The 22,671-nt window shown below is 20.7% G+C and carries 22 protein-coding genes and 5 tRNA genes; 14 read left to right on the top strand and 13 right to left on the bottom strand.

Features of this window, described 5'->3' with window-relative positions:
- Positions 1 to 119: 119 nt before the first annotated feature.
- Both AB4W57_RS02305 and der read left to right on the top strand, forming a co-directional pair.
- On the top strand, positions 120 to 629 hold the full coding sequence (locus tag AB4W57_RS02305; protein WP_367677528.1) for a hypothetical protein: 510 nt from the start codon (positions 120 to 122) through the stop codon (positions 627 to 629).
- Positions 630 to 695: 66 nt separating this feature from the next.
- Positions 696 to 2,075 carry a ribosome biogenesis GTPase Der gene (der, locus tag AB4W57_RS02300; protein ID WP_367677527.1) on the top strand — a complete coding sequence of 460 codons (1,380 nt, stop codon included), beginning with the start codon at positions 696 to 698 and terminating at the stop codon, positions 2,073 to 2,075.
- 24 nt (positions 2,076 to 2,099) lie between these two features.
- Here the strand turns inward: der and fdx are convergent, their stop codons facing one another.
- The 5 genes from fdx to AB4W57_RS02275 all read right to left on the bottom strand — a co-directional run bounded on the left by fdx (position 2,100) and on the right by AB4W57_RS02275 (position 4,716).
- The gene (fdx, locus tag AB4W57_RS02295; protein ID WP_367677526.1) at positions 2,100 to 2,426 is read right to left on the bottom strand and encodes an ISC system 2Fe-2S type ferredoxin; all 327 of its coding nucleotides are present in this window, start codon (positions 2,424 to 2,426) and stop codon (positions 2,100 to 2,102) included.
- A gap of 67 nt (positions 2,427 to 2,493) precedes the next feature.
- Positions 2,494 to 2,832, bottom strand: a complete 339-nt coding sequence (gene hscB, locus AB4W57_RS02290) for a Fe-S protein assembly co-chaperone HscB (protein ID WP_367677730.1) — start codon at positions 2,830 to 2,832, stop codon at positions 2,494 to 2,496.
- Between the two features lie 14 nt (positions 2,833 to 2,846).
- Positions 2,847 to 2,990: a hypothetical protein gene (locus AB4W57_RS02285; protein WP_367677525.1), complete on the bottom strand. Its 144-nt coding sequence runs from the start codon at positions 2,988 to 2,990 to the stop codon at positions 2,847 to 2,849.
- A 78-nt stretch (positions 2,991 to 3,068) separates the two neighbouring features.
- Positions 3,069 to 3,458, bottom strand: coding sequence for a Fe-S cluster assembly scaffold IscU (gene iscU, locus AB4W57_RS02280; protein ID WP_367677524.1), 390 nt, complete (start codon positions 3,456 to 3,458; stop codon positions 3,069 to 3,071).
- A gap of 40 nt (positions 3,459 to 3,498) precedes the next feature.
- Positions 3,499 to 4,716 (bottom strand): IscS subfamily cysteine desulfurase, encoded by a 1,218-nt coding sequence (locus AB4W57_RS02275; RefSeq protein WP_367677523.1) that lies wholly within the window; start codon positions 4,714 to 4,716, stop codon positions 3,499 to 3,501.
- Positions 4,717 to 4,966: 250 nt separating this feature from the next.
- Between AB4W57_RS02275 and AB4W57_RS02270 the strand changes: the two genes are divergently transcribed.
- The 8 genes from AB4W57_RS02270 (at position 4,967) to AB4W57_RS02235 (ending at position 11,375) form a co-directional block, all read left to right on the top strand.
- Positions 4,967 to 5,039 (top strand) — tRNA-Trp (locus tag AB4W57_RS02270).
- Positions 5,040 to 5,277: 238 nt separating this feature from the next.
- Positions 5,278 to 7,140, top strand: a complete 1,863-nt coding sequence (gene ilvD / locus AB4W57_RS02265) for a dihydroxy-acid dehydratase (protein WP_367677522.1) — start codon at positions 5,278 to 5,280, stop codon at positions 7,138 to 7,140.
- Between the two features lie 94 nt (positions 7,141 to 7,234).
- Positions 7,235 to 8,707 (top strand): ketol-acid reductoisomerase, encoded by a 1,473-nt coding sequence (gene ilvC / locus AB4W57_RS02260; protein WP_367677729.1) that lies wholly within the window; start codon positions 7,235 to 7,237, stop codon positions 8,705 to 8,707.
- A 306-nt stretch (positions 8,708 to 9,013) separates the two neighbouring features.
- Positions 9,014 to 9,343, top strand: a complete 330-nt coding sequence (trxA, locus tag AB4W57_RS02255) for a thioredoxin (RefSeq protein ID WP_367677521.1) — start codon at positions 9,014 to 9,016, stop codon at positions 9,341 to 9,343.
- A gap of 115 nt (positions 9,344 to 9,458) precedes the next feature.
- A complete protein-coding gene (rho, locus tag AB4W57_RS02250; RefSeq protein ID WP_367677520.1) occupies positions 9,459 to 10,718 on the top strand; it encodes a transcription termination factor Rho in 1,260 nt (419 codons plus the stop codon).
- A gap of 199 nt (positions 10,719 to 10,917) precedes the next feature.
- A tRNA-Arg gene (locus AB4W57_RS02245) sits at positions 10,918 to 10,991 on the top strand.
- A gap of 164 nt (positions 10,992 to 11,155) precedes the next feature.
- Positions 11,156 to 11,231: transfer RNA gene (locus tag AB4W57_RS02240), tRNA-His, on the top strand.
- A gap of 70 nt (positions 11,232 to 11,301) precedes the next feature.
- A tRNA-Pro gene (locus AB4W57_RS02235) sits at positions 11,302 to 11,375 on the top strand.
- 26 nt (positions 11,376 to 11,401) lie between these two features.
- Here AB4W57_RS02235 and cyaY read toward each other — a convergent pair.
- Positions 11,402 to 11,728, bottom strand: coding sequence for an iron donor protein CyaY (gene cyaY, locus AB4W57_RS02230; protein WP_367677519.1), 327 nt, complete (start codon positions 11,726 to 11,728; stop codon positions 11,402 to 11,404).
- A 132-nt stretch (positions 11,729 to 11,860) separates the two neighbouring features.
- On the opposite strand from cyaY, the gene dapF reads away from it, so the two are divergent.
- The 3 genes from dapF (at position 11,861) to AB4W57_RS02215 (ending at position 15,554) form a co-directional block, all read left to right on the top strand.
- Positions 11,861 to 12,697: a diaminopimelate epimerase gene (dapF, locus tag AB4W57_RS02225; protein WP_367677518.1), complete on the top strand. Its 837-nt coding sequence runs from the start codon at positions 11,861 to 11,863 to the stop codon at positions 12,695 to 12,697.
- 80 nt (positions 12,698 to 12,777) lie between these two features.
- On the top strand, positions 12,778 to 14,037 hold the full coding sequence (locus AB4W57_RS02220) for an MFS transporter (protein WP_367677517.1): 1,260 nt from the start codon (positions 12,778 to 12,780) through the stop codon (positions 14,035 to 14,037).
- 566 nt (positions 14,038 to 14,603) lie between these two features.
- Positions 14,604 to 15,554, top strand: coding sequence for a hypothetical protein (locus AB4W57_RS02215; RefSeq protein WP_367677516.1), 951 nt, complete (start codon positions 14,604 to 14,606; stop codon positions 15,552 to 15,554).
- Between the two features lie 213 nt (positions 15,555 to 15,767).
- Here the strand turns inward: AB4W57_RS02215 and AB4W57_RS02210 are convergent, their stop codons facing one another.
- From AB4W57_RS02210 to hslV, 3 genes are all read right to left on the bottom strand, one after another.
- A complete protein-coding gene (locus AB4W57_RS02210) occupies positions 15,768 to 16,520 on the bottom strand; it encodes an FAD-binding oxidoreductase (RefSeq protein WP_367677515.1) in 753 nt (250 codons plus the stop codon).
- Between the two features lie 178 nt (positions 16,521 to 16,698).
- On the bottom strand, positions 16,699 to 18,033 hold the full coding sequence (gene hslU, locus AB4W57_RS02205) for an HslU--HslV peptidase ATPase subunit (protein WP_367677514.1): 1,335 nt from the start codon (positions 18,031 to 18,033) through the stop codon (positions 16,699 to 16,701).
- Between the two features lie 10 nt (positions 18,034 to 18,043).
- Positions 18,044 to 18,574 (bottom strand): ATP-dependent protease subunit HslV, encoded by a 531-nt coding sequence (gene hslV / locus AB4W57_RS02200; protein WP_367677513.1) that lies wholly within the window; start codon positions 18,572 to 18,574, stop codon positions 18,044 to 18,046.
- 150 nt (positions 18,575 to 18,724) lie between these two features.
- On the opposite strand from hslV, the gene rpmE reads away from it, so the two are divergent.
- Positions 18,725 to 18,934 (top strand): 50S ribosomal protein L31, encoded by a 210-nt coding sequence (gene rpmE, locus AB4W57_RS02195; protein WP_367677512.1) that lies wholly within the window; start codon positions 18,725 to 18,727, stop codon positions 18,932 to 18,934.
- A gap of 184 nt (positions 18,935 to 19,118) precedes the next feature.
- Here rpmE and AB4W57_RS02190 read toward each other — a convergent pair whose 3' ends face one another.
- The 4 genes from AB4W57_RS02190 to orn form a co-directional block, all read right to left on the bottom strand.
- On the bottom strand, positions 19,119 to 19,697 hold the full coding sequence (locus tag AB4W57_RS02190; protein ID WP_367677511.1) for an aminodeoxychorismate/anthranilate synthase component II: 579 nt from the start codon (positions 19,695 to 19,697) through the stop codon (positions 19,119 to 19,121).
- Positions 19,698 to 19,708: 11 nt separating this feature from the next.
- Complete coding sequence (locus tag AB4W57_RS02185; RefSeq protein ID WP_367677510.1) at positions 19,709 to 21,262, bottom strand: anthranilate synthase component 1; 1,554 nt, start codon at positions 21,260 to 21,262, stop codon at positions 19,709 to 19,711.
- Positions 21,263 to 21,762: 500 nt separating this feature from the next.
- Positions 21,763 to 21,835, bottom strand: a tRNA-Gly gene (locus tag AB4W57_RS02180).
- Between the two features lie 93 nt (positions 21,836 to 21,928).
- Positions 21,929 to 22,495, bottom strand: a complete 567-nt coding sequence (orn, locus tag AB4W57_RS02175) for an oligoribonuclease (protein ID WP_367677728.1) — start codon at positions 22,493 to 22,495, stop codon at positions 21,929 to 21,931.
- Positions 22,496 to 22,671 lie beyond the last annotated feature (176 nt).

Here is a 22,671-nt window from a genome sequence, read left to right as displayed (position 1 = left end):
AATGTTCATAAGTTGTTTAAAATTAATTTTTTTTTATAAAACTATTGATTTCATTTGAAAAACTTATATATTTATATATTATATTTAATAATTTAAGAAAAATAAGGTATGTGATTTTTATGAATCTAAAAAAAAATAAAATATTTATTTATTTTTTTGTTTCTGTTTTATTTCTGTCTGGTATTTTTTGTTTGAGAAGTTTTCCTGTTTTAAAAAAGTATATGCCTAAATTTGATTTCATTAACTACAAAAAAACTATGGATTATATAGGGCATAAATGTTCTTTAAAATTTTTTGAAGATAACCATAATTTTTATGGATTTTTAAATTTATTTAAATTATTAGATCCATATTTTAATAAAAAATATATGTCTGTTGTAGCTAAGAATAGTCAAATTTCTGAATCTTTTATTAAAGATTCACATACAAAAAATTTTTTATTTTTTAAAAGTTTAAAAATGAAGTATGAATTAAAAAATTCAGAATATTCTGCGCAAACATTAAATTATATGAATCAATATCCATGGAGTAATATTTCTAAAATATATAAAAAAAATATAAATAAAAATATTTCTACAAATAGTCAATTAAATTTTTTAGAATTTAATAATAATATTTCTTTTAATTAATTTTCTTATAATTTATTTAATTTTTTGAAAAATCTTTATTTTATAAATTAGGTATTAAAATAAAAAATGATCTTAAAAATCGCACTTATTGGAAATTCAAATGTAGGAAAGTCCACAATATTTAATTATCTAACAAAAACTAAACAATCTTTAATTTTAAAAAAATATTCAAATTTAGCTAGAGATCGACAAATTGGATTGTTTTTATTAAAAAAATACACAATAAAATTAATAGATACAGCTAGTTTTTTTCCATTAAAAAAAGATATTTTAAGAAAAGAAATATTGATTCAAAATAATTTAGCTATTTTTGAATCTGATATAATATTTTTTATAGTTAATGCTGAAATTGGATTAACATATTTAGACCAAGAAATATCTAAAAAATTAAGAAAATCTAAAAAACTAATTATTTTAATTATAAATAAGATAGATCAAATAAAAAATTTTGATTATATAAATGATTTTTATAAATTAGGTTTTCGAGAAATATATAAAATTTCTGCTTTAAATTATAAAAGTTTAAATATATTTAAAAAAGATTTATTATTTTTTTTAAAAAATAATAAATTTTTTAAAAAAAAAATTAATATGTCTGAGCAAGATTATTCTTCAAAAAATTATAAATCTATTATTAAAATAGCTATTGTTGGAAAACCAAACGCTGGGAAATCTACATTAATAAATAGATTAATAAAAAAAAATAACAGAATTATAACTTCGAATATTCCTGGAACAACAAGAGACACTATTGTAGTATCTACAGTCTTTGATAAAATAAAATACATTTTTTTTGATACAGCTGGAATAAGAAGAAAATCTAAAATATATAATAATTTAGAAAATATCTTTGTTAAAAAATCTATTATTACTTTAAAAAATTCAAATTTATCAATATTAGTTATTGATGTTACAGAAAAAATTATTTCTAATCAAGATATAGTGTTATCAAATTTAATTTATAACTCTGGCGTTCCTATGATTATTTTATTGAATAAATGGGATTTATTAAATACAACAGATAAATTTTTGTTTAAAAAAAATTTTTTATTTCGTTTTCGGTTTATTAAAAATTTAAAATTTTATTATATTTCTGCTATTTTTACAAAAAATATTAGAAATCTTATATTAAAATCTATTAAAAAAATTTATTTTTTAAAGAGTCAAAAAAATAGTAGTATGTTATTAACAAAAATCTTACAAAAAGCAATAAAAAATCAAAAACCTGTATCTAAAAATAGTTATATTCGTACAAAATTAAAATACGCTCATTCTGGTGGAATAAATCCACCAATCATTGTGATACATGGAAATAGAGTAAATAATTTATGTCAAACATATAAGAAGTATTTAAATAATTTTTTTAAATCTGCTTTAAATTTATCTGGTATTCCTTTAATTCTAGAATTTAAAAATAGTTTAAATCCCTATTCTAAAAAAAAATGATTTTATATAAATTATTTTATATATTTAGTTATGATTTGAAGTATATTTAGGAATTTTAACTTCAATGTTTGATTTTCCTAATTTAGCTTGACATGATAATCTACTAGTTTCAGTTAATCCCCATGCTTTATCTAGAACATCTTCTTCTTTTTCAGTAATTTGAGATAAACTATAAAATCCTTTTTTAATTATACAATGGCATGTACTACAAGAACATGATTTTTCACAAGCATGTTCTATTTTTATTTTATTTTTTAAAGCAACGTCTAAAATGGACTCTCCTTCTTTTCCGTAAAAAGATCCTCCATTCGGTAATAATTTTTTATGTGGTAAAAATTTTATTTTAGGCATATAAAGTAAACTCTTAATTTTAATGAATTTATTGAAAATTTTAGTTCATAAAATTTTGTAATTATTTTTAAGTTTTAATTTTTTTTTGAAAATTATTTAAAAATAATATTTTCTGAAATATTAAGAAAGATTTTTTCCATGATTTTTCTTTAAATTTCTTCAAGATTTTTTTTTGGTATTTTTTTTTTAATTGATCAATTTGATTGTAAAATGAGTTAATTTTTTGAGAACTATTTGGATTTTTTTGTATTTTATTTAATTTTTGGTAATATTTAAATTGTTTATTTAAAAAAGATTGATCGAGATTAATATTTATTTTTGTTGATTTTAAATTAAATCCATTTAATTTTAAAATATATTGCATTCTTTTTAATGGATCTTTTAAAGTTTTATAACCTTTATTAATATAAATAGATTTTTTTAAAACATTTTTTTTTTTTTAGAAGAACAGTTTACAAAAAAATCAGGATGATATTTTTTTTGTAAAGAATAATATTTTTTAGATAATTTTTTTATATTAATATCAAATTTTTCTGGTAATTTAAAGTAAGAAAAATAATTCATACGTTCTCTATTATTGATTTTAATTTTATAAATTAAAGTTTATTTGTGAATAATTTTTTATATTATATAAAAAATATTTTATTTAATTTGATTTTTTTTTTTATAATCTTGAATTGCAGCTTTTATAGCGCTTTCAGCTAAAATAGAACAATGTATTTTAACTGGTGGTAAACTTAATTTTTTTGCTATAGATTTATTTTTTATTTGACTTGCAGAATTTATAGATTTTCCTTTGATCCATTCTGTAATTAGTGAACTAGATGCAATAGCAGAACCACATCCATATGTTTTAAAACGTACATCTTCAATAATTCCTTTTTTATTAACTTTTATTTCTAATTTCATTACGTCTCCACATGCTGGTGCTCCAACTAAACCACTTCCTATTTTTTTGCTATTTTTATTAGAAAATGATCCTACATTTCTAGGATTTTCGTAATGATCTAAAACTTCTTTACTATATGTCATATTATATTCCTTTGTTTAAATTTAAAATTATTTCAATTAATTATATATTCCAGTTTACTTCATCTAAGTTAATACCTTTTTGAAACATTTCCCATAAAGGAGATAAATCTCGTAATTTTTGAACGGATTTTTTAATTAATTGGATTGTAAATTGAATATCTTTTAATTTTGTAAAACGACCTATAGAAAATCTAATAGAACTATGTGCTAATTCATCTTTTAAACCAATTGATTTTAATACATATGATGGTTCTAAACTAGCTGATGTACATGCCGATCCAGATGAAATTCCGATTTCTTTTAAAGACATGATCAAAGATTCTCCTTCAATATATTTAAAACTTATATTTAAAATATAAGGGGTTCCTTTTTTTAGATCTAAATTACTATTTAAATGAATTTCTTGAATTTCTGATAATCCTTTCCATAAGGTATTTCTTAATTTTGTTGCTCGTAAGTAATCTTTTTTCATTCTTTTTCTAGAAATTCTACAAGCTTCACTCATACCTACTATTTGATGTACTGCTAATGTTCCAGATCTCATTCCTCGTTCATGTCCTCCACCATGTATTTGTGGTAAAATTCTAATTCTTGGTTGTCTTCGCACATATAATACTCCAATACCTTTAGGTCCATAAATTTTATGTGCAGAAAAAGATAATAAATTAATTTTAGTTTGATTAACGTCGAAAGGTATTTTTCCTATACTTTGAGTTGCATCGACATGAAAAAAAATATTTTTTGAAGAACAAATTTTAGATATTTTTTTTATGTTTTGTATTACTCCGGTTTCATTATTAACATGCATAATCGAAATTAAAATAGTTTTTTTAGATATTTTTTTTTTTAATTCTTGTAAATCAATTAAACCATTTTTTTTTGGTTTTAAATATGTTACTTTAAAATTTTTATTTTCTAAATATCGACATGTATCTAAAACAGATTTATGTTCTGTTTGACTAGTAATAATATGATTACCTTTTTTTTTATAAAAACTTGTAATTCCTTTTATAGCTAAATTATTAGATTCTGTTGCTCCAGAAGTAAAAATAATTTCACGAGGATCAGCATGAATTAATTTTGCTATTTCAAATCTAGAAATATTTACTGCTTCTTCCGCAGACCATCCAAATTTATGTGATCTAGATGCAGCATTTCCAAATGTTCCATCTATGGTTAAATAATTTATCATTTTTTTAACAACCATAGGGTCTACTGGAGTAGTAGAGGCGTAATCCAAATAAATTGGAACTTTCATTTTTTTATACTCTTAATAAATTTTCTTATAATATTAAAATTTAAAATTATTTAAATATATTTTTTGGATATTTTTAAAATTTTTAGTATTTAGTATATTATACATGATAGTAAATTAAATATTTAGTATTTCATATAATTTTAAAAAAAGATTAATTTAAATTTGTTTAAAGATAATAATTTTTCTTGATTTTTTTATAAAATTGTATTATATAAAATAATGTCTTATTTAATTTTTGTTTTTAAATAATAAGGGTGTAGTTCAATTGGCAGAGCATCGGTCTCCAAAACCGACTGTTGGGGGTTCAAATCCCTCCACCCTTGCATAAAAATATTATCATAAAAAAAAAAATAAATTTCAATATTTTTAAAAATCAGTATTTAATAAAATTTTAGATAAAAATATTTTATACATTTTTTTTAATGTGTTTTTATAATAAATTTTTATAAAGAGAGTGTGTATAAAATATTTATTTTTTTTATAAATTTTTTATTTATAAAAATATTTATTTATACAGATTTAAAAAATATTTTATTAAATATGCTTTATGGAATAAAAATTATGCCTGAATATCGTTCTAAAAAAAGTACACATGGAAGAAATATGTCTGGAGCTAGAGCTTTATGGCGAGCAACTGGAATAAAAGATCAAGATTTTGGTAAACCAATTATAGCTGTAGTAAATTCCTTTACAGAATTTGTACCAGGTCATATTCATCTCAGAGAAGTATCAAAAATAATTTCAAAAGAAATATATAAATCAGGTGGTATTCCAAGAGAGTTTAATACTATTGCAATTGACGATGGGATTGCTATGGGTCATTCAGGAATGTTATATTCGTTACCATCACGTGAATTAATTGCAGATTCAGTAGAATATATGATTAATGCACATTGTGTAGATTCTATGATTTGTATTTCGAATTGCGATAAAATTACTCCTGGTATGTTGATGAGTGCTTTAAGATTAAATATTCCTACAGTTTTTGTTTCCGGTGGACCTATGGAAGCAGGAAAAAAAATTAATTCGCAAAATAATTTATTAAATAATTTTAAATTAGATTTAGTAGATGCTATAATGAGTGGTGCAAATCCTCATTTTTCTGATTTAGATGTAGATCAAATTGAAAAATCAGCTTGTCCTACATGTGGTTCCTGTTCAGGAATGTTTACTGCTAATTCTATGAATTGCTTAATAGAAGCATTAGGTTTAGCGCTTCCAGGAAATGGTACTTTATTAGCTACACATTCTGATAGAAAAAAATTATTTTTAGATAGTGCTCAATTAATTGTTAAAATTACTCAAAATTATTATAAAAACAATTATAAAAATTTTTTACCTCGTGAAATAGCTAATAAACATTCTTTTTTAAACTCTATGTCTTTAGATATTGCTATGGGAGGCTCTACAAATACTGTTTTGCATTTATTAGCTGCAGCTCAAGAAGGAAAAGTAAATTTTACAATTAAAGATATTAATTTTTTATCTAAAAAAATACCACATATATGTAAAGTATCTCCTAGTACCTCTTTGTATCATATGGAAGATGTACATCGTGCAGGAGGTGTTATTGCTATATTATCTGAATTAAATAAAAAAGAATTACTATACTCTCAAGTAAAAAATATACTTGGTTTAACTTTAGATCAAACATGTGAAAAATACGATATTTTATTAACAAAAGATAAAAAAATTAAAAAATTTTTTTTAGCTGGGCCTTTAGGACTCAGAACAATAAAAGGTTTTTCACAATCATTTAGATGGAAGACGTTAGATTTAAATAGAAAAAAAGGATGTATTCGATCTGTAGAAAATGCTTACAGTCAAGATGGTGGTTTAGCAGTTTTATATGGAAATCTTGCATTAGATGGATGTATAGTTAAAACTGCCAGTGTTGATAAAAAATTACAAATATTTAAAGGACCTGCTAAGGTTTATGAATCACAAGAAGAAGCATCTTTTGCTATATTAAATAAAAAAATTTGTGCTGGAGATGTTATTGTTATTAGATATGAAGGACCGAAAGGAGGTCCTGGTATGCAAGAAATGTTATATCCTACAACATATTTAAAATCCATGGGTTTAGATAAATTATGTGCATTAATAACAGATGGAAGATTTTCAGGTGGAACTTCTGGTTTATCTGTAGGACATATTTCTCCCGAAGCTGCAAATAAAGGATTAATTTCTATAGTAAAAAATACTGATTTAATAGAAATAAATATTGTAAAACGTACTTTAAAATTACTTATTTCTAAAGAAGAAATTAATAAAAGATTTCTTGTAGAAAATCAAAAAAATAAACCATTTACTCCTAAGAATAGAAAACGTGTAATATCTTCTGCTTTAAAATTTTATTCTTTTTTTGCAACGAGTGCAGATAAAGGAGCAGTTAGAGATAAAAATAAATTAAAAAATTTTTAAAGTAATATAGTTTGATATAATTATTTAAATTAAAATTATTATTTTCTGTACTTAAAATGTAATTTTTTATCAATAATGGAGTTATTTAAGAATGTTGAATTATTTTAATAAGTTAAGTTTTCGTCAGAAAATTCAAGAATTAAACCAATGTAAATTTATTCGAAAAGAATATTTTAATAATGGGTTAAAAATTTTAAAGAATAAAAAAATTGTAATTGTTGGATGCGGTGCTCAAGGTTTAAATCAAGGTTTAAATATGAGAGATTCTGGATTAGATATTTCATATGCATTACGTAAAGAAAGTATATTAAAAAAAAATAAATCTTGGTTACGTGCTACAAAAAATAATTTTTATGTAGATACATATAAAGCTATTATTCCTAAAGCTGATGTAGTGATTAATTTAACTCCAGACAAACAACATTCAGATGTTGTAAAGAAATTACAATTATTAATGAAGAAAAATTCTATATTAGGTTATTCTCACGGTTTTAATATTGTCGAAATGGGAACAATTATTAGAAAAGATATTACAGTAATTATGGTTGCTCCAAAATGTCCTGGAACAGAAGTACGAAAAGAATATCAAAGAGGATTTGGAGTTCCAGCATTAATTGCAGTACATAAAAAAAATAATATTTTAAAAAAAGGTTTAGAATATGCTAAAGCATGGGCATTTGCTTTAGGTTCACATAAAGCTGGTGTATTACATTCATCTTTTTCAGCTGAAGTAAAATCTGATTTAATGGGCGAACAAACAATATTATGTGGTTTATTACAAACAGGTTCTATAGTTTTATATGAATATTTATTAAATGAAGGGCATGATTCAGGATATTCTGGAAAACTAATACAGAATGGATGGGAAGTTATTACAGAAGCTGTCAAGCATGGAGGTATAACTTTAATGATGAATAGATTATCTAATCCATCTAAAATTAGAGCGTTTTATTTAGCTAAAAATTTAAAAATAATTTTTAAATCTTTATTTAAAAAACATATGGATGATATTCTTTCAGGTAAATTTTCTTCTAATATGATTAAAGATTGGAATAATAAAGACACAAAATTACTAAATTGGAGAAAAGAAACACAACAATCTATGTTTGAAAATTCTCCAGAATATTTAGGTAGTATTCCAGAAGAAGAATATTTTGGACATGGTTTATTTATGGTTGCGCTTTTAAAAGCAGGAATTGAACTATCGTTTGAAACTATGTTAAATTCAGGTATTCGAAAAGAATCTGCATATTATGAATCTTTACATGAGTTACCTTTGATCGCTAATACTATTGCTAGAAAAAAATTATTTGAAATGAATGTTGTAATATCAGATACCGCTGAATATGGTAATTATTTATTTTCTAAAAATGCAATTCCTTTATTAAAAGATTTTGTAATTAATTTGAAATATGGAGATTTAGGAAATCTTTTAGTTTCAAATGATGTAGATAATATTACATTAAAAAATATTAATGAAGAAATTTATAATCATCCTATTGAGCATGTTGGACGAAATTTAAGAAAATATATGACAGATATGAAAAAAATTCAATTAAAATTATAAATTTATTAATTTAAATATTATTTTTAAAATTTTTTTATATTTTAAATTATTATGATGCAAACTATTTTTAAGAAAATTTTTTTATTTTCTTAAAAATATTCTAATTTTTTAACTAAATAATATAATTTGATATTTTTAGTAAATCAAAATTGATCAAAGTGATATTTTTTTATTTAAAAAATTATTTTAAATAATTTTAATTTTATCATGCGATAAAATTAAAAAATTTTTATCATACATTATAATTTATGTTAATTATTTTATTAAAAAATTACTTTTAAAGCAGAAAATTTAGAGATTTTATTTATGACTAAAAAAATTAAAAACATTACAGATAAAAATTTTAAAAAATATTTAATAGAAAACAAAAAATATCTTTTAGTAGATTTTTGGGCAACTTGGTGCGCTCCATGTCAATCTTTATCAGTTATATTAAAAGAAATTTATAATGAATATATAGAGAATTTAAAAATTATAAAAATTGATATTGAAAAAAATCTAAAAACTACATCTGATTATTCTATACAAAGCATACCTACTTTAATACTTTTTAAAAAAGATAAAGTTATTGATAAAAGTATTGGTTTTGTATCTAAAGAACAATTATGTTTATTTTTAAATAAGCATATAAAATAAATTTATAAATTTATTTGAAGTATATATTCTAATTATTTTTTTTAAATTTAGTAAAATTTTTTCAAGAACATATTTTTCACACATCATATTTCTATTTTATTAAGAACCTATCATTATGAATCTAACAATTCTAAAGAATACCCCTGTATCAAAATTAATTATACTTGGAGAAAAAGTTGGTTTAAAAAATTTAGCTCGTATGAGAAAACAAGATATTATTTTTTCTATTCTTAAACAACATGCTAAAAGTGGAGAAGATATTTTTGGAGATGGAGTATTAGAAATATTACAAGATGGATTTGGATTTTTAAGATCTTTAAATAGTTCTTATTTAGCAGGTCCAGATGATATTTACGTTTCTCCTAGTCAAATAAGAAGATTTAATTTAAGAACAGGTGATACAATTTCAGGAAAAATTAGACCTCCTAAAGACGGAGAAAGATATTTTGCTTTATTAAAAGTAAATAAAGTAAATTATGATCAACCAGAAAATGCAAGAAATAAAATATTATTTGAAAATTTAACGCCAACTCATGCTAATTTGCGTTTAAGAATGGAAAGAGGAAATGGATCTACTGAAGATTTAACTGCTCGTGTTTTAGATTTAGCTTCTCCAATAGGCCGCGGACAAAGAGGATTAATTGTTGCTCCTCCTAAAGCAGGCAAAACTATGTTAATTCAAAATATTGCACAAAGTATTGCTCATAATCATGCAGATTGTGTATTAATGGTATTATTAATTGATGAAAGACCTGAAGAAGTTACTGAAATGAGAAAATTAGTACATGGAGAAGTTATAGCTTCTACATTTGATGAACCAGCATTACGTCATGTACAAGTTTCTGAAATGGTTATTGAAAAAGCAAAAAGATTAGTAGAGCATAAAAAAGATGTTATTATTCTTTTAGATTCAATTACAAGATTAGCACGAGCATACAATACTATTGTTCCATCTTCTGGTAAAGTTTTAACAGGTGGAGTAGATGCTAATGCATTACATAGACCAAAAAGATTTTTTGGAGCAGCAAGAAATGTTGAAGAAGGTGGTAGTTTAACGATAATTGCTACTGCATTAGTAGACACTGGATCTAAAATGGATGAAGTAATTTATGAAGAATTTAAAGGTACAGGAAATATGGAACTACCTTTATCTAGAAAAATTGCTGAAAAAAGAGTATTTCCAGCAATTGATTATAATTTATCTGGTACACGTAAAGAAGAATTATTAACTTCAACGCATGAATTAAAAAAAATGTGGGTTTTAAGAAAAATTCTTCATCCTTTATCTGAAATAGATGCAATAGAATTTTTAATTAATAGATTATCTGTAAGTCGAACTAATGAAGAATTTTTTGATTTAATGAAACGTGGATAAATAATTTTTTTATAATATATTTTTATACAAATTATGTTTATAAATATATTACATTTGTATCATTTATATTTTTATAAGGCTTGTATCTATTTAGAAATAAAATTATTATATAATTTATTTTTTAATAATTATAAATTTATATTGCATATTAGTAAAAATATTTTTTTGTTATATTATATTTTTACATATATTTATAAAAACGCCTGTAGCTCAGTTGGATAGAGCGCTATTTTCCGAAAATAGAGGTTTCAGGTTCGAATCCTGTCAGGCGTATGATATAATTATTATTAATAATATTGATAATTTTAAAAAATTATTAATATATATTAATAATAATTATATTGATAATTTTAAAAAATTATTAATATATATTAATAATAATTATATTGATAATTTTTTAAAATTATAATATATTTATTTAGATACAAATATATTTGGTGGCTATAGCTCAGTTGGTAGAGTCCTGGATTGTGATTCCAGTTGTCATGGGTTCAAACCCCATTAGCCACCCCATAAATTATATTTAAGATTTATTATATAAATCATAAAATAATTTTTTATATAAATTGTTATATTATATTATCGGCGAATAGCGCAGCTTGGTAGCGCAACTGGTTTGGGACCAGTAGGTCAGAGGTTCAAATCCTCTTTCGCCGAAATAAATATTGATTTAAATATGTTATTTAATATTTTTTTATAAAAATATTATTTAAAAGTTGAAATATTTCACATTTATTTCTTTTACAAAACCATTGATTATTTATATATTCAAAATAATATCCTTGATCTTTTGTAGCAATCCAAATTTGTTTCAAAAATTCTTGTTTACTAATAATTATTTCATTTTTTAGCTTAATATTGATTTTGATTATTTGAAAATTAGATTCATAATCAATATCTAATTGTTCACTAAAATTATCTAAATATTTTTCTATTTTAATAAATATTTTATTTGTTAATTTATGAAAATTTGTTGTATTTAATTTTTTTATTTTATTTTTTTTAAACATATTTTCCTTAATAGACTTTGTATTTTAAATAATACATTTTTATAATTTTAGTAAAAATTTTTATTAGATTAGTTTTTATTTTTTATATCAGTATTTGTTCAATCACATTAATTTTAATTTATATATAATATTATGAAAAATAAATTATTTTTTTCTAAAATGCATGGATTGCAAAATGATTTTATGGTAGTAGAAACTTTAACTCAAAAATTTTTTTTAAATAAAAAAATTATTCAATCATTTTCTCATCGTAATACAGGTGTTGGATTTGATCAATTGTTATTAATTGAATCTCCTAAAGTTAAAAATACTGATTTTAATTATCGTATTTTTAATTTTGATGGATCTGAAGTTGAACAGTGTGGAAATGGAGCAAGGTGTTTAGCTAGATTTGTTTTTTATAAAAAACTTATAAAAAAAAAAAAAATTATAGTAAGTACTAAAAATAGAATTATGATTTTAAAAATTAAAAATAAAAATAAAGTTTTAGTTAATATTGGTTCTCCAAATTTTAATCCAAAAAATATTCCTTGTTTAAGTATTATAGAAAAAGATATTTATTCTTTAAAAATTAATTCAGAAAAAATTTTTTTTGGTGCTGTATCTATAGGAAATCCTCATTGTGTTATCATTGTAAATGATATTTTTAAAGCTCCAGTACAAAACATAGGTTCTATTTTAGAAAGTCATAATTTTTTTCCTAATAAAGTAAATGTAGGATTTATGCAAATATTAAATAAAAATAATATATTTTTGCGTGTTTTTGAAAGAGGTGTAGGTGAAACTAAATCTTGTGGTAGTGGTGCATGTGCGGCAGTAATGGTTGGAATTAAACAAAAAAAGTTATCAAATGTAGTTAATGTAATATTACAAGGAGGAAGTATTACTATAAAATTTAATCCAAAAAAAAATTGTATATACATGATTGGTACCGCTAATCATATATATGATGGATATATATATTATTAAAAATTTTTTATAATTAATTTTTTAAATTTTTTTTTAAAAAATATTTATACATTAAAAAAATCAAATATAAGGAAGTTTAGATGTGTAAAAATGCCTTAAAGATTAATAATATAGTTAAAAAAAATGCTTTAAATCATCGATATATTCAAAAAAATTATTTAAAAAGTTATATTCAAAAAGATACAAAAGATTTTTATAAAACTGTGATATCTTTATTTTTAGCTGGTTTTTCTACTTTTTCAATTTTATATTCTATACAACCTATTTTGCCTATTTTTTCAAGAATTTTTTTTTTAACTCCTACTGAAAGTAGTTTTGCATTATCTATTTCTACTGCTTCAATGGCTATTGGAATATTATTTATGAGTCCAATTTCTAATAAATTAGGTAGAAAAAATATTATGTCATTATCTTTATTTATAGCTGCATTATTGACATTAATATGTGCATTTTCTACAAATTGGATAGAAATTGTAATTGTCCGATTTTTAATTGGTATATCATTAAGTGGAGTTACGTCAGTTGCTATTATTTATTTAAGTGAAGAAGTTGATTTAAAGACTTTACCATTATGTATTGGTTTATACATTAGTGGAAATACTATTGGTGGGTTTATAGGTAGATTAATTAGTAATATTATTGTAAGATTTTTTTCATGGCGTTATGTATTTATAGTAGTTGGAACAGTATCTTTATTTTTTACACTGTTATTTTTTTTAAATTTACCTCAATCAAAAAATTTTAAAAATTCTGTTATAAGTTTTGAATCTTGTATAAAAAATTTTTTTATGCCATTTAAAATTAAGTCTTGTGTAGTATTTTTTATAGTTGGTTTTTTATTTATGGGTAGTTTTGTAGCTTTATTTAATTATATTGGATATAGATTTATAATGAAACCATTTTTATTTCATTCAATGTATATTTCTTATTTATCAGTAATATATTTAATTGGTGTATATATTTCTCCTAAAGCAAGTTTTTTAGGTGAAAGATATGGAAGAATAAATATTTTTATTTATTCTTTATTTTTAATGATTTTAGGTGTAATGCTAACTTATTATAATTTAATTTTTTTAATATTAATTGGTTTAGTTTTTTTTACAACAGGTTTTTTTCTTGCTCACTCTACTGCAAGTAGCATAATTAGTATTATGTCTAAAAATAATAATTTAGATGTATCTTCTTTATATTTTTTTTTTTATTATTTAGGTTCAAGTTTATTTGGAAGTTTTGTAGGAATATTTTGGTTTTATTGGGGTTGGAACGGTGTTTTTTTAATTATAAATTGTGTTTTAATTTTTAGCCTAATACTTGTACAAAAAATTAAAGATGATATATAGATTTATTTTTTAAATTATATTAATAATATAAAATAAATTTTATTTATATTTTTTAAAATAATTTTTTATTAAAAGTTTTAAATTAAAAAATTTTTATTTTAAAGTATTTTAATTTAATAAAATTTTTTTAATTTATAAATTTTCTTAACATAAAATTATTTAATTTTTTTAATATTTTTCTATAAATATTTAAAATGTTAATATATTTAGTTAAATTAAAATAATTTAATTTTTTTATAAAATTTACTTTATATACATTTATTGAAATATATAATTTTATTAATTTAATTAGTTACTTAATATATTTTTATGTATTATTTTAAAATTATGTAATTATTCTTTTCTAGAATGTAAATGAGATATATTATTTTAGAGTATATTTTTTATAGTAATATTTTGTTTAAGATACTATAATATGAGAGTATTTATGATTTTTTAATATGAATTTATTAAAATATATAACTTTTAAGAATTTTTTTTAAAATTATAAATTCATATTTTTTTTAAAATTTTTATTTAAAAATATATAATATTTTTAAATAAATTTTATATCAAGGAAGTAAAATATGATACCTGATTTCCATTTAAATATACAAAATAATCTAAATAATTATAATAATATTTCTTATATAAATCAAAAAAATTACATTAATTATGATATAAAGAATTTTTATTCTAAATCAAAAGATATTAATTATATAAAAGATGTAATTTTTTTAAATAAATTTAAAACAAATACAAAATTTATTTATGAAATGAATAATTATATTATAAATACAAAAATTTCTTTTGCACATAAATTATATTCAAAATATAATAAATTTCATTCTAGAATGATACATAATCAAGATATGAAATATATAGAAAATGATAATATAAAAGATCATAATTTAAATAAATATCATTTTAATAAATTACAAATAAAATTATTAGATATTTGTAATTTAATATCAGATTTATCTCAAGATAGTATTTTTATTCCTGAAATAAGTAATATACATTGGATTGACATAGAAAGAATTATTGATCCTCAATCAAATGCTATGTTATTAGAAGATTTACAAATAAATTATAATTCTTTACAAGAAACAGATCATTTAAGTGTAAATTTTGATTTAGATGATTTAAAAAATACTCATTATCAATTTAATGATGTATATATAGATTCAGAATGTGATCAAGTAATTGTTGAAAGTTTAAAAAAAAATTTTACAGATTTAAAAGATAGACAATTAATTTCTAATTATGCTAATCATAAAATTTTATCTGAAGCTGTAAAAACTTTTTTAAATTTATGTCCTAAGTTTAAAAATTATCCTCAAACTGATGCGTCTACTAATTATATTATAAAAAAATTACCTGATGGCAACATTGCTTTTACATTATTATATCATTCAAGTTTAATTAATCCTAATGGTGAATTAAGCTTTCCGTTTAAGCATTTTGGAATTCGTGCGCAATGTATTTTATCTCAAGATGATATTCCAGTAGCTCAGTATTCTTATTTTTTACAATAGATTTATGTAATTATTTATTTAAAAATATGTATTAATATTATAAAATTATTTTAAAAAACAGAGTACATATTTTAAAATATGATATTTAGTACTCTGTTTTGTTTCTTTTATTAATAATATTTCTAATAAATTTATTAGTTATATTATTTTTTTAAAAGTTTTATATCAAAATTTAAAAAATTTAATATTTTAAAAAATACTGTATTAATATATTTACCAATAATTTTCTCTAGTAATATTTCCAGGTTTTCTTCGAAGATTTTTTGTCATTTTTTTTTCTTTTACAAAAAATTTAAATAAGTCTTCGACCATATTAGGGTTTCCACATAACATAATATTAGAGTTTTCTTTATTTATATTTACAGATAATTTTTTTTCAAGTGATTTATTTAATAAAAGTTTTTGAATTCGTCCATAATAAAAATTTTTTTTATTTTCTCTAGTAATTGTAATAATTACAAGTAATTTTCCTTTATATAATTTATGTATATTATTAATTAAATTTAAATATTTTAAATCAGAAAAATATCGTACTGAATGCACTAAAATAATTTTTTCAAATTTTTCTGTATCTTTTTTTTCTTGTAGTATAGACAGGTATGGTCCAATTGCTGTTCCAGTAGAAAACATCCATAACATTTTTGATTTTTGAATTTCTTTAAGTGTAAAGAATCCATAAGATTCTTTTGAGATTAAAATTTCTTGTTTTTCTTTCAATTTTATTAATTTTTTACTCATTTCTCCTTGTTGAATTAGTGTAATAAAAAATTCTATTTTATTTGAATGAGGAGGATTTACAAATGAATAAGCTCTTTGAATTTTTTGATTTTTATTTAAATTTTCAATACGTATTTTAGAAAATTGTCCTGCAATAAATTTATTTATTGATGCTTTTAAAGATAAATATAATAAGTTTTTTTTCCAATATTTAATTTTTTGTATTTTAGCTTTTATCCAGACGGTCATATATATATCCTAGAAATTATATTTTTCTTTTTTTTTTAAATATTAATATATCTTTTTATTTACATATTAATATTTAAAGTTTAAATTTCTATTTTTTTAAAAAATTTATGTTTAATAATTTTTTATTAGATATAAGAAAAATTTTTTCAATAAAATTATAATTTATATAAAAATAATTTTATAAAATATATTGATTAAGGTCATCTTTAGATATTAATTTATTTAAATGTTTTTTTACGTAATTTGCGTTAATAATAATACTTTTTCCGTAATTATCGCTAGCATAAAAAGATATTTCTTCCATTAATCTTTCTAATACTGTATATAATCTTCGTGCTCCAATATTTTCGATACTTTCATTAATTTTCCATGATGTTTCTGCAATTTTTTTAATTCCATTTTTTGTGAATTCTATATTTACATTTTCTGTTTTTAATAAAGCTTTATATTGTGTAGTTATTGAGGTTTTTGGTTCTATTAAAATTTTTTCAAAATCATTTACAGTTAATGCATTTAATTCTACTCTAATAGGTAATCTTCCTTGTAATTCAGGTATTAGATCTGATGGAGAAGATATTTGAAATGCACCAGACGTAATAAATAATATATGATCTGTTTTTACAGTTCCATATTTAGTTGACACAGTACAGCCTTCTATTAAAGGTAATAAATCTCTTTGAACTCCTTCTCTAGAAACATCTGGTCCAGATGAATTGTTTCTTTTGCAAATTTTATCAATTTCGTCAATAAATACTATTCCATTTTGTTCGACTGCGTGAATAGCAGATTTTTTTAAGGATTCAGGATTAATTAATTTTGAAGCTTCTTCTTCGATTAAAATTTTCATAGCATCTTTTATTTTAAGTTTTCTTAGATTTTTTTTTACTCCTCCTAAATTTTGAAATAATGATTGTAATTGATTTGTTAATTCTTCCATTCCGGGAGGTGCCATAATTTCAATTCCCATAGATGATCCTAATACATTTATTTCAATTTCTTTATCATCTAATTTACCTTCTTTTAGTTTTTTGCGAAAACTTTGAATTGTTTTTAATGGTCGTTCATTTTCTTTATCATTTTCTTGTAAATGTTTTTTAGCACCTGGAACTAAAACATCTAAAATTCTTTCTTCTGCAAGTTTTTTTACTTTTTTTTTATTTTTTTGTAAAGTTTGAACGCGAATCATTTTTATAGAAATATCTGTTAATTCTCTAATTATAGAGTCTACTTCTTTTCCCACATATCCTACTTCTGTAAATTTTGTTGCTTCTACTTTAATAAACGGAGCATTAGAAAGTTTTGCTAATCTTTTAGCAATTTCTGTTTTTCCTACACCTGTAGGTCCAATCATTAAAATATTTTTTGGTGTAATTTCATTTCTTAGTTCTGGATTAACTTGCATGCGCCTCCATCTATTTCTTAACGCAATAGCAACTGCTTTTTTTGCTTTTTTTTGACCAATAATAAATTTATTTAATTTTTTTACTATTTTTTGAGGAGTCATATTAGACATAATTTTTTCCTTAATTTTCTATCAATATTTCTTTTATAGTAAAATTATGATTTGTATATATACAAATATCTGCAGCAATTTTTAAAGATTTTTGAACAATTTGATCAGCACTCAATTCAGTATTTTGAGATAAAGCTAAGGCTGCTGCTTGAGCGTAACATCCTCCTGATCCAATAGCTATTATATTATTTTCTGGTTTAATTACATCTCCATTTCCACTAATAATTAACGAAGATTTTTTACTTGCTACTGCTAATAATGCTTCTAACTTTCTAAGAAAGCTATCACTTCTCCAATCTCTAGCTAATTCTATAGCAGATCTTTTTAAATGCCCATTGTACATAGCTAATTTTTTTTCAAATAATTCAAATAAAGTAAATGCATCCGCGGTACTTCCTGCAAATCCAGCTAAAACTTTATTATGATATAAAGATCGAACTTTTTTAACATTGCTTTTCATAACTGTATGACCTAAAGTCGCTTGTCCATCTCCACCAATTACTATTTTTTTTTTAGATCGTATACTTAATATAGTTGTCATTTTTTTTTCTTTATAAAAGTTTTTAAAAATTTTAAATTAAGTTATAATATTTTTTAAAATTATATAATTAAAGATTTTTGAAAATAAATATTTATTTTTTATATTTAATATATTATATTAACTCTATATATGTTTTTTACAGGAATTTTTATGAAAAAAAATATTCATCCTAAATATTTCTCTAACTCTGCACGTTGTTCTTGTGGAAATATTATTACTTTTTTTAATACTTTAGGAAAAGATATAAATTTAGATATATGCTCTAAATGTCATCCATTTTATACAGGTAAACAAAGAATTATTGATACTGGAGGAAGAATTGAATTATTTAATAAAAGATTTGATATGTTAAAAAAATAAATATTTTATATATGTAAAACAGAATATAAAAATATTAAATAATTATTTTTTTACTAAATTATTATTTTAAAAAATATTAATTTTAAGTAGATATAACTTTGAAAATATTTTTACAATGTTAAATATATAATAAATACATTATTTAATATTTTTATATTTAAATTAATTTAAATAAATTTATTTATTATGTATTCATCCATTGAATTGTATTTTTTAAAATTTTTTCTCCTATAGTAGTTAAAATAGATTCTGGATGAAATTGAAAACCGCATATTTTAGAATCATCATCTCTAATAGACATAGCTATATTTTTTTTTTTAGAATTAATAATAAAATTTTTTGGAATATTTTTACAGATTAAAGAATGATAACGAGCTACTTGTATTGGATTATCTATATTATAAAACATTTTTTTATGATCATGATAAATTGTAGAAGATTGTCCATGAATAATTTTTTTTGCGTGAGAAATTTTTCCTCCATATAATTTTATAAGTGCTTGATAACCTAAACATATTCCTAAAATAGGAACTTTGTTTTTTAAAATAGAAATTATTTTCATCATACATCCTGCATCTATTGGATTTCCTGGCCCTGGAGATAGTATTAATATTGGATTTTTCATATAAGAAATTTTTTTTATAATTTCTATTGTAGAAACATTATTTCTATATATAGTTACTTGATGCGAATTTTTTCGTAATAAATCTACTAAATTATAAAGAAAAGAATCAAAATTATCTAATAGTAAAATTTCAGACATATATTTTTTTCCTAATTTAATTGAGAATTATTAATAGATTTAATTACAGCATACGCTTTATTCCATGTTTCTAAGCATTCTTCTTTAGGAATAGATTTCAATACAATACCTGCTCCTACTTGTATAGTAGCAATATCTTTTTCGATATAAGCAGATCGAATAATTATACAAGTATTAAATTTTTTTGTTCCAGTAAAATATCCAATAGAACCTCCATAACTTCCTCGAGTTTCTTTTTCTATCTTAGAGATTAATTGCATAGCTTTAATTTTTGGAGCACCTGTTAATGTTCCCATATTCATGCATGCACGATAAGCATGAAATACGTCTAGTTCTTTCTTTAAGATTCCTTTGATAACAGAAACTAAATGCATGACATGTGAATATTTTTCCACTTTAATTAATTGTTTTACATATCTACTTCCTGTTTGACAAATTCTAGATAAATCATTTCTTGCTAAATCTACTAGCATAATATGTTCTGATAATTCTTTTTTATTTAATTTCATTTCTAATTCTATTTTGTTATCTAAATCATAATTAATTTTACCATTTTTAAATCTTCCTCTAGGTTTAGTTCCTGCTATAGGATGAATTTCTATATTTCTAGTATATGCATTGTATTTTAAAAAACTTTCAGGAGATGCACCGAATAATGTAAAATCTTCATCTTGCATAAAAAACATATATGGGCTAGGATTATTTTTTTTTAAATTTTTATATGAATGCAAAGGTGATAAACATTGCATATAAAACTTTCTAGATGGAACGATTTGAAATATATCACCGTTTTTGATATATTTTTTTATATTTTTTATTATTTTCGCAAATTGAATATTACTTTTATTATATTTAATAACGGGATTATTTTTTTTAAATTTAATTAAATTAAATTCTTTTTTGTTAATAATGTCTTTAATATATTTAACTCTTTTTTGAATTTTTTTAATTTCATGTTTTTCATTATTAAAAATTGTAGATTGAATAATACATTTTTTTTTTGCATGATTTAAAAAAATCATAGTTTCAGATAAATAAAAACAAAAATCTGGACATTTTTGTATTTTTTTTATTTTAGGTAATTTTTCAAAATATGATATTAAATCATATGAAAATAAACCTCCAAAAAAAATAGATTTTGGATATTTTTTTATATGATTAATATTATCTATAATTATTCTAAATATATCAAAAACAGATTTTTCTTTTAACTTAGAATCTTCGTCTAAGTTTTGATTTAAGGAATTTGGAAATTTTAATTCTAAAATATCTTTATTTCTTTTTTTTTTAATATATTTTGGTAAAATTAATTCTAGATATTGCATAAAATTAAAACCATTTTTTGTTAATGATTTTATATAAACAATATTTTTAGATAAAGAAATTCTTAATGCGCTATCTACAATAATAATACTTTTTAAGTTTTTTTTATTGCTTATATCAGCAGATTCTAAAAGTAATGTATTTTTATTAGTTTTACAGATGCGGTTAAATATTTTTAATGGATTATTGTGGTAAATAGATTTTTTTTGAATTACTTTAATTTTAAATTTCCTATTTTTCATTTTATTTTCCATTGTTTATAAAAATATATAATTATTTAAATATAAATAAAATAATTTCAAATTTTTATAAAAATATTATTGTTAATAAAATATTTCAGAGAAATTTTTATATAATAATAATAATTTATTAATTATATATTAAAAGAATAAATTTTTGTATATTAAAAATATTTTAAAAATTTAAAATTTATATATTATTAATAAATTTTTTTATATAAAAAATATGATAATAATTAAATTTTTAATTTAAATATAATATTTTTATAATATTTTTTAATTTAATAAATATTAATATATTTAAAATTATTTAGAAAATTTTAACAAATATTAATAAAATATTTTTAGATTTTTTTAAAATGATATTTTAAAGTAATAATTTTTGAAAAATAAAATTTTTAAATATTATGTGATTTTAGATTATTTTTGATAATATAAAGTATTTTTATTAAATAAATTTATATTTTTTTAAAATTTATTATTTCATAATTTATAAAAATTTGAGCGGGAAACGAGTCTCGAACTCGCGACCTTAACCTTGGCAAGGTTATGCTCTACCAACTGAGCTATTCCCGCATTTGAAGATTTTATAGGAATTAAAATTTTTTAAATACATTTATAATGATATCTTACATAAATTATATTTTCAAGTTTTCTATAAAAATATAATTATGTTAAACATAATTTTTTCTTATTAAAAAAAATTTTTCTATAATATTGTAATTCTAAAATTGATTCTTGAATATCATCTAATGCAGAATGTTTATTTATTTTATTAAATTTTTTAAATGAATTTTGATACCATCTTGAACATAGTTCTTTTATAGTACTGACATCAATATTACGATAATGAAAATATGATTCTAATTTTGGCATATATTTTTTTAAAAATTCTCTGTCTTTCCAAACAGTATTTCCGCATATAGGAGATTGATTTACTGGAACCCATTTTTTTAAGAATTGAAGAATTTCTATTTCAGTTTTTTTTTCATTATATTCACTATAAACAACTTTTTGTATAAGTCCGTTTTTATTATGTACTCTTTTATTCCAATTATTCATTCTCTCTAAAATTTTTTTAGGTTGATAAATACTAATTACTGGTCCTGTTTTTAAGATATTTAAATTAGAATCTGTAATTATCACTGCAATTTCTAAAATACGATTTTTTAAATGACATAATCCTGTCATTTCTAGGTCTACCCAAATTAAATTTCTTGCTTTATTATTTTGAATATTCATATATTATAAAAATTATTTAAGTAAAATGTTAGATATATAATATAATAAGGTTAAAAAGAATTTTTTAAAAATTTATTTTATATAAATTAATATATTTTTTATATTTTTTAAATATATATTTAAAATTATTATATTTTTAAAATTTTTATTATTTTTAAAAACTATAAAAT

This window comes from Buchnera aphidicola (Chaitophorus populicola) (genome assembly GCF_964058995.1).
GTDB classification, from domain to species: domain Bacteria; phylum Pseudomonadota; class Gammaproteobacteria; order Enterobacterales; family Enterobacteriaceae; genus Buchnera_J; species Buchnera_J aphidicola_BO.
This window is presented reverse-complemented; position numbering and strand designations above follow the sequence as displayed.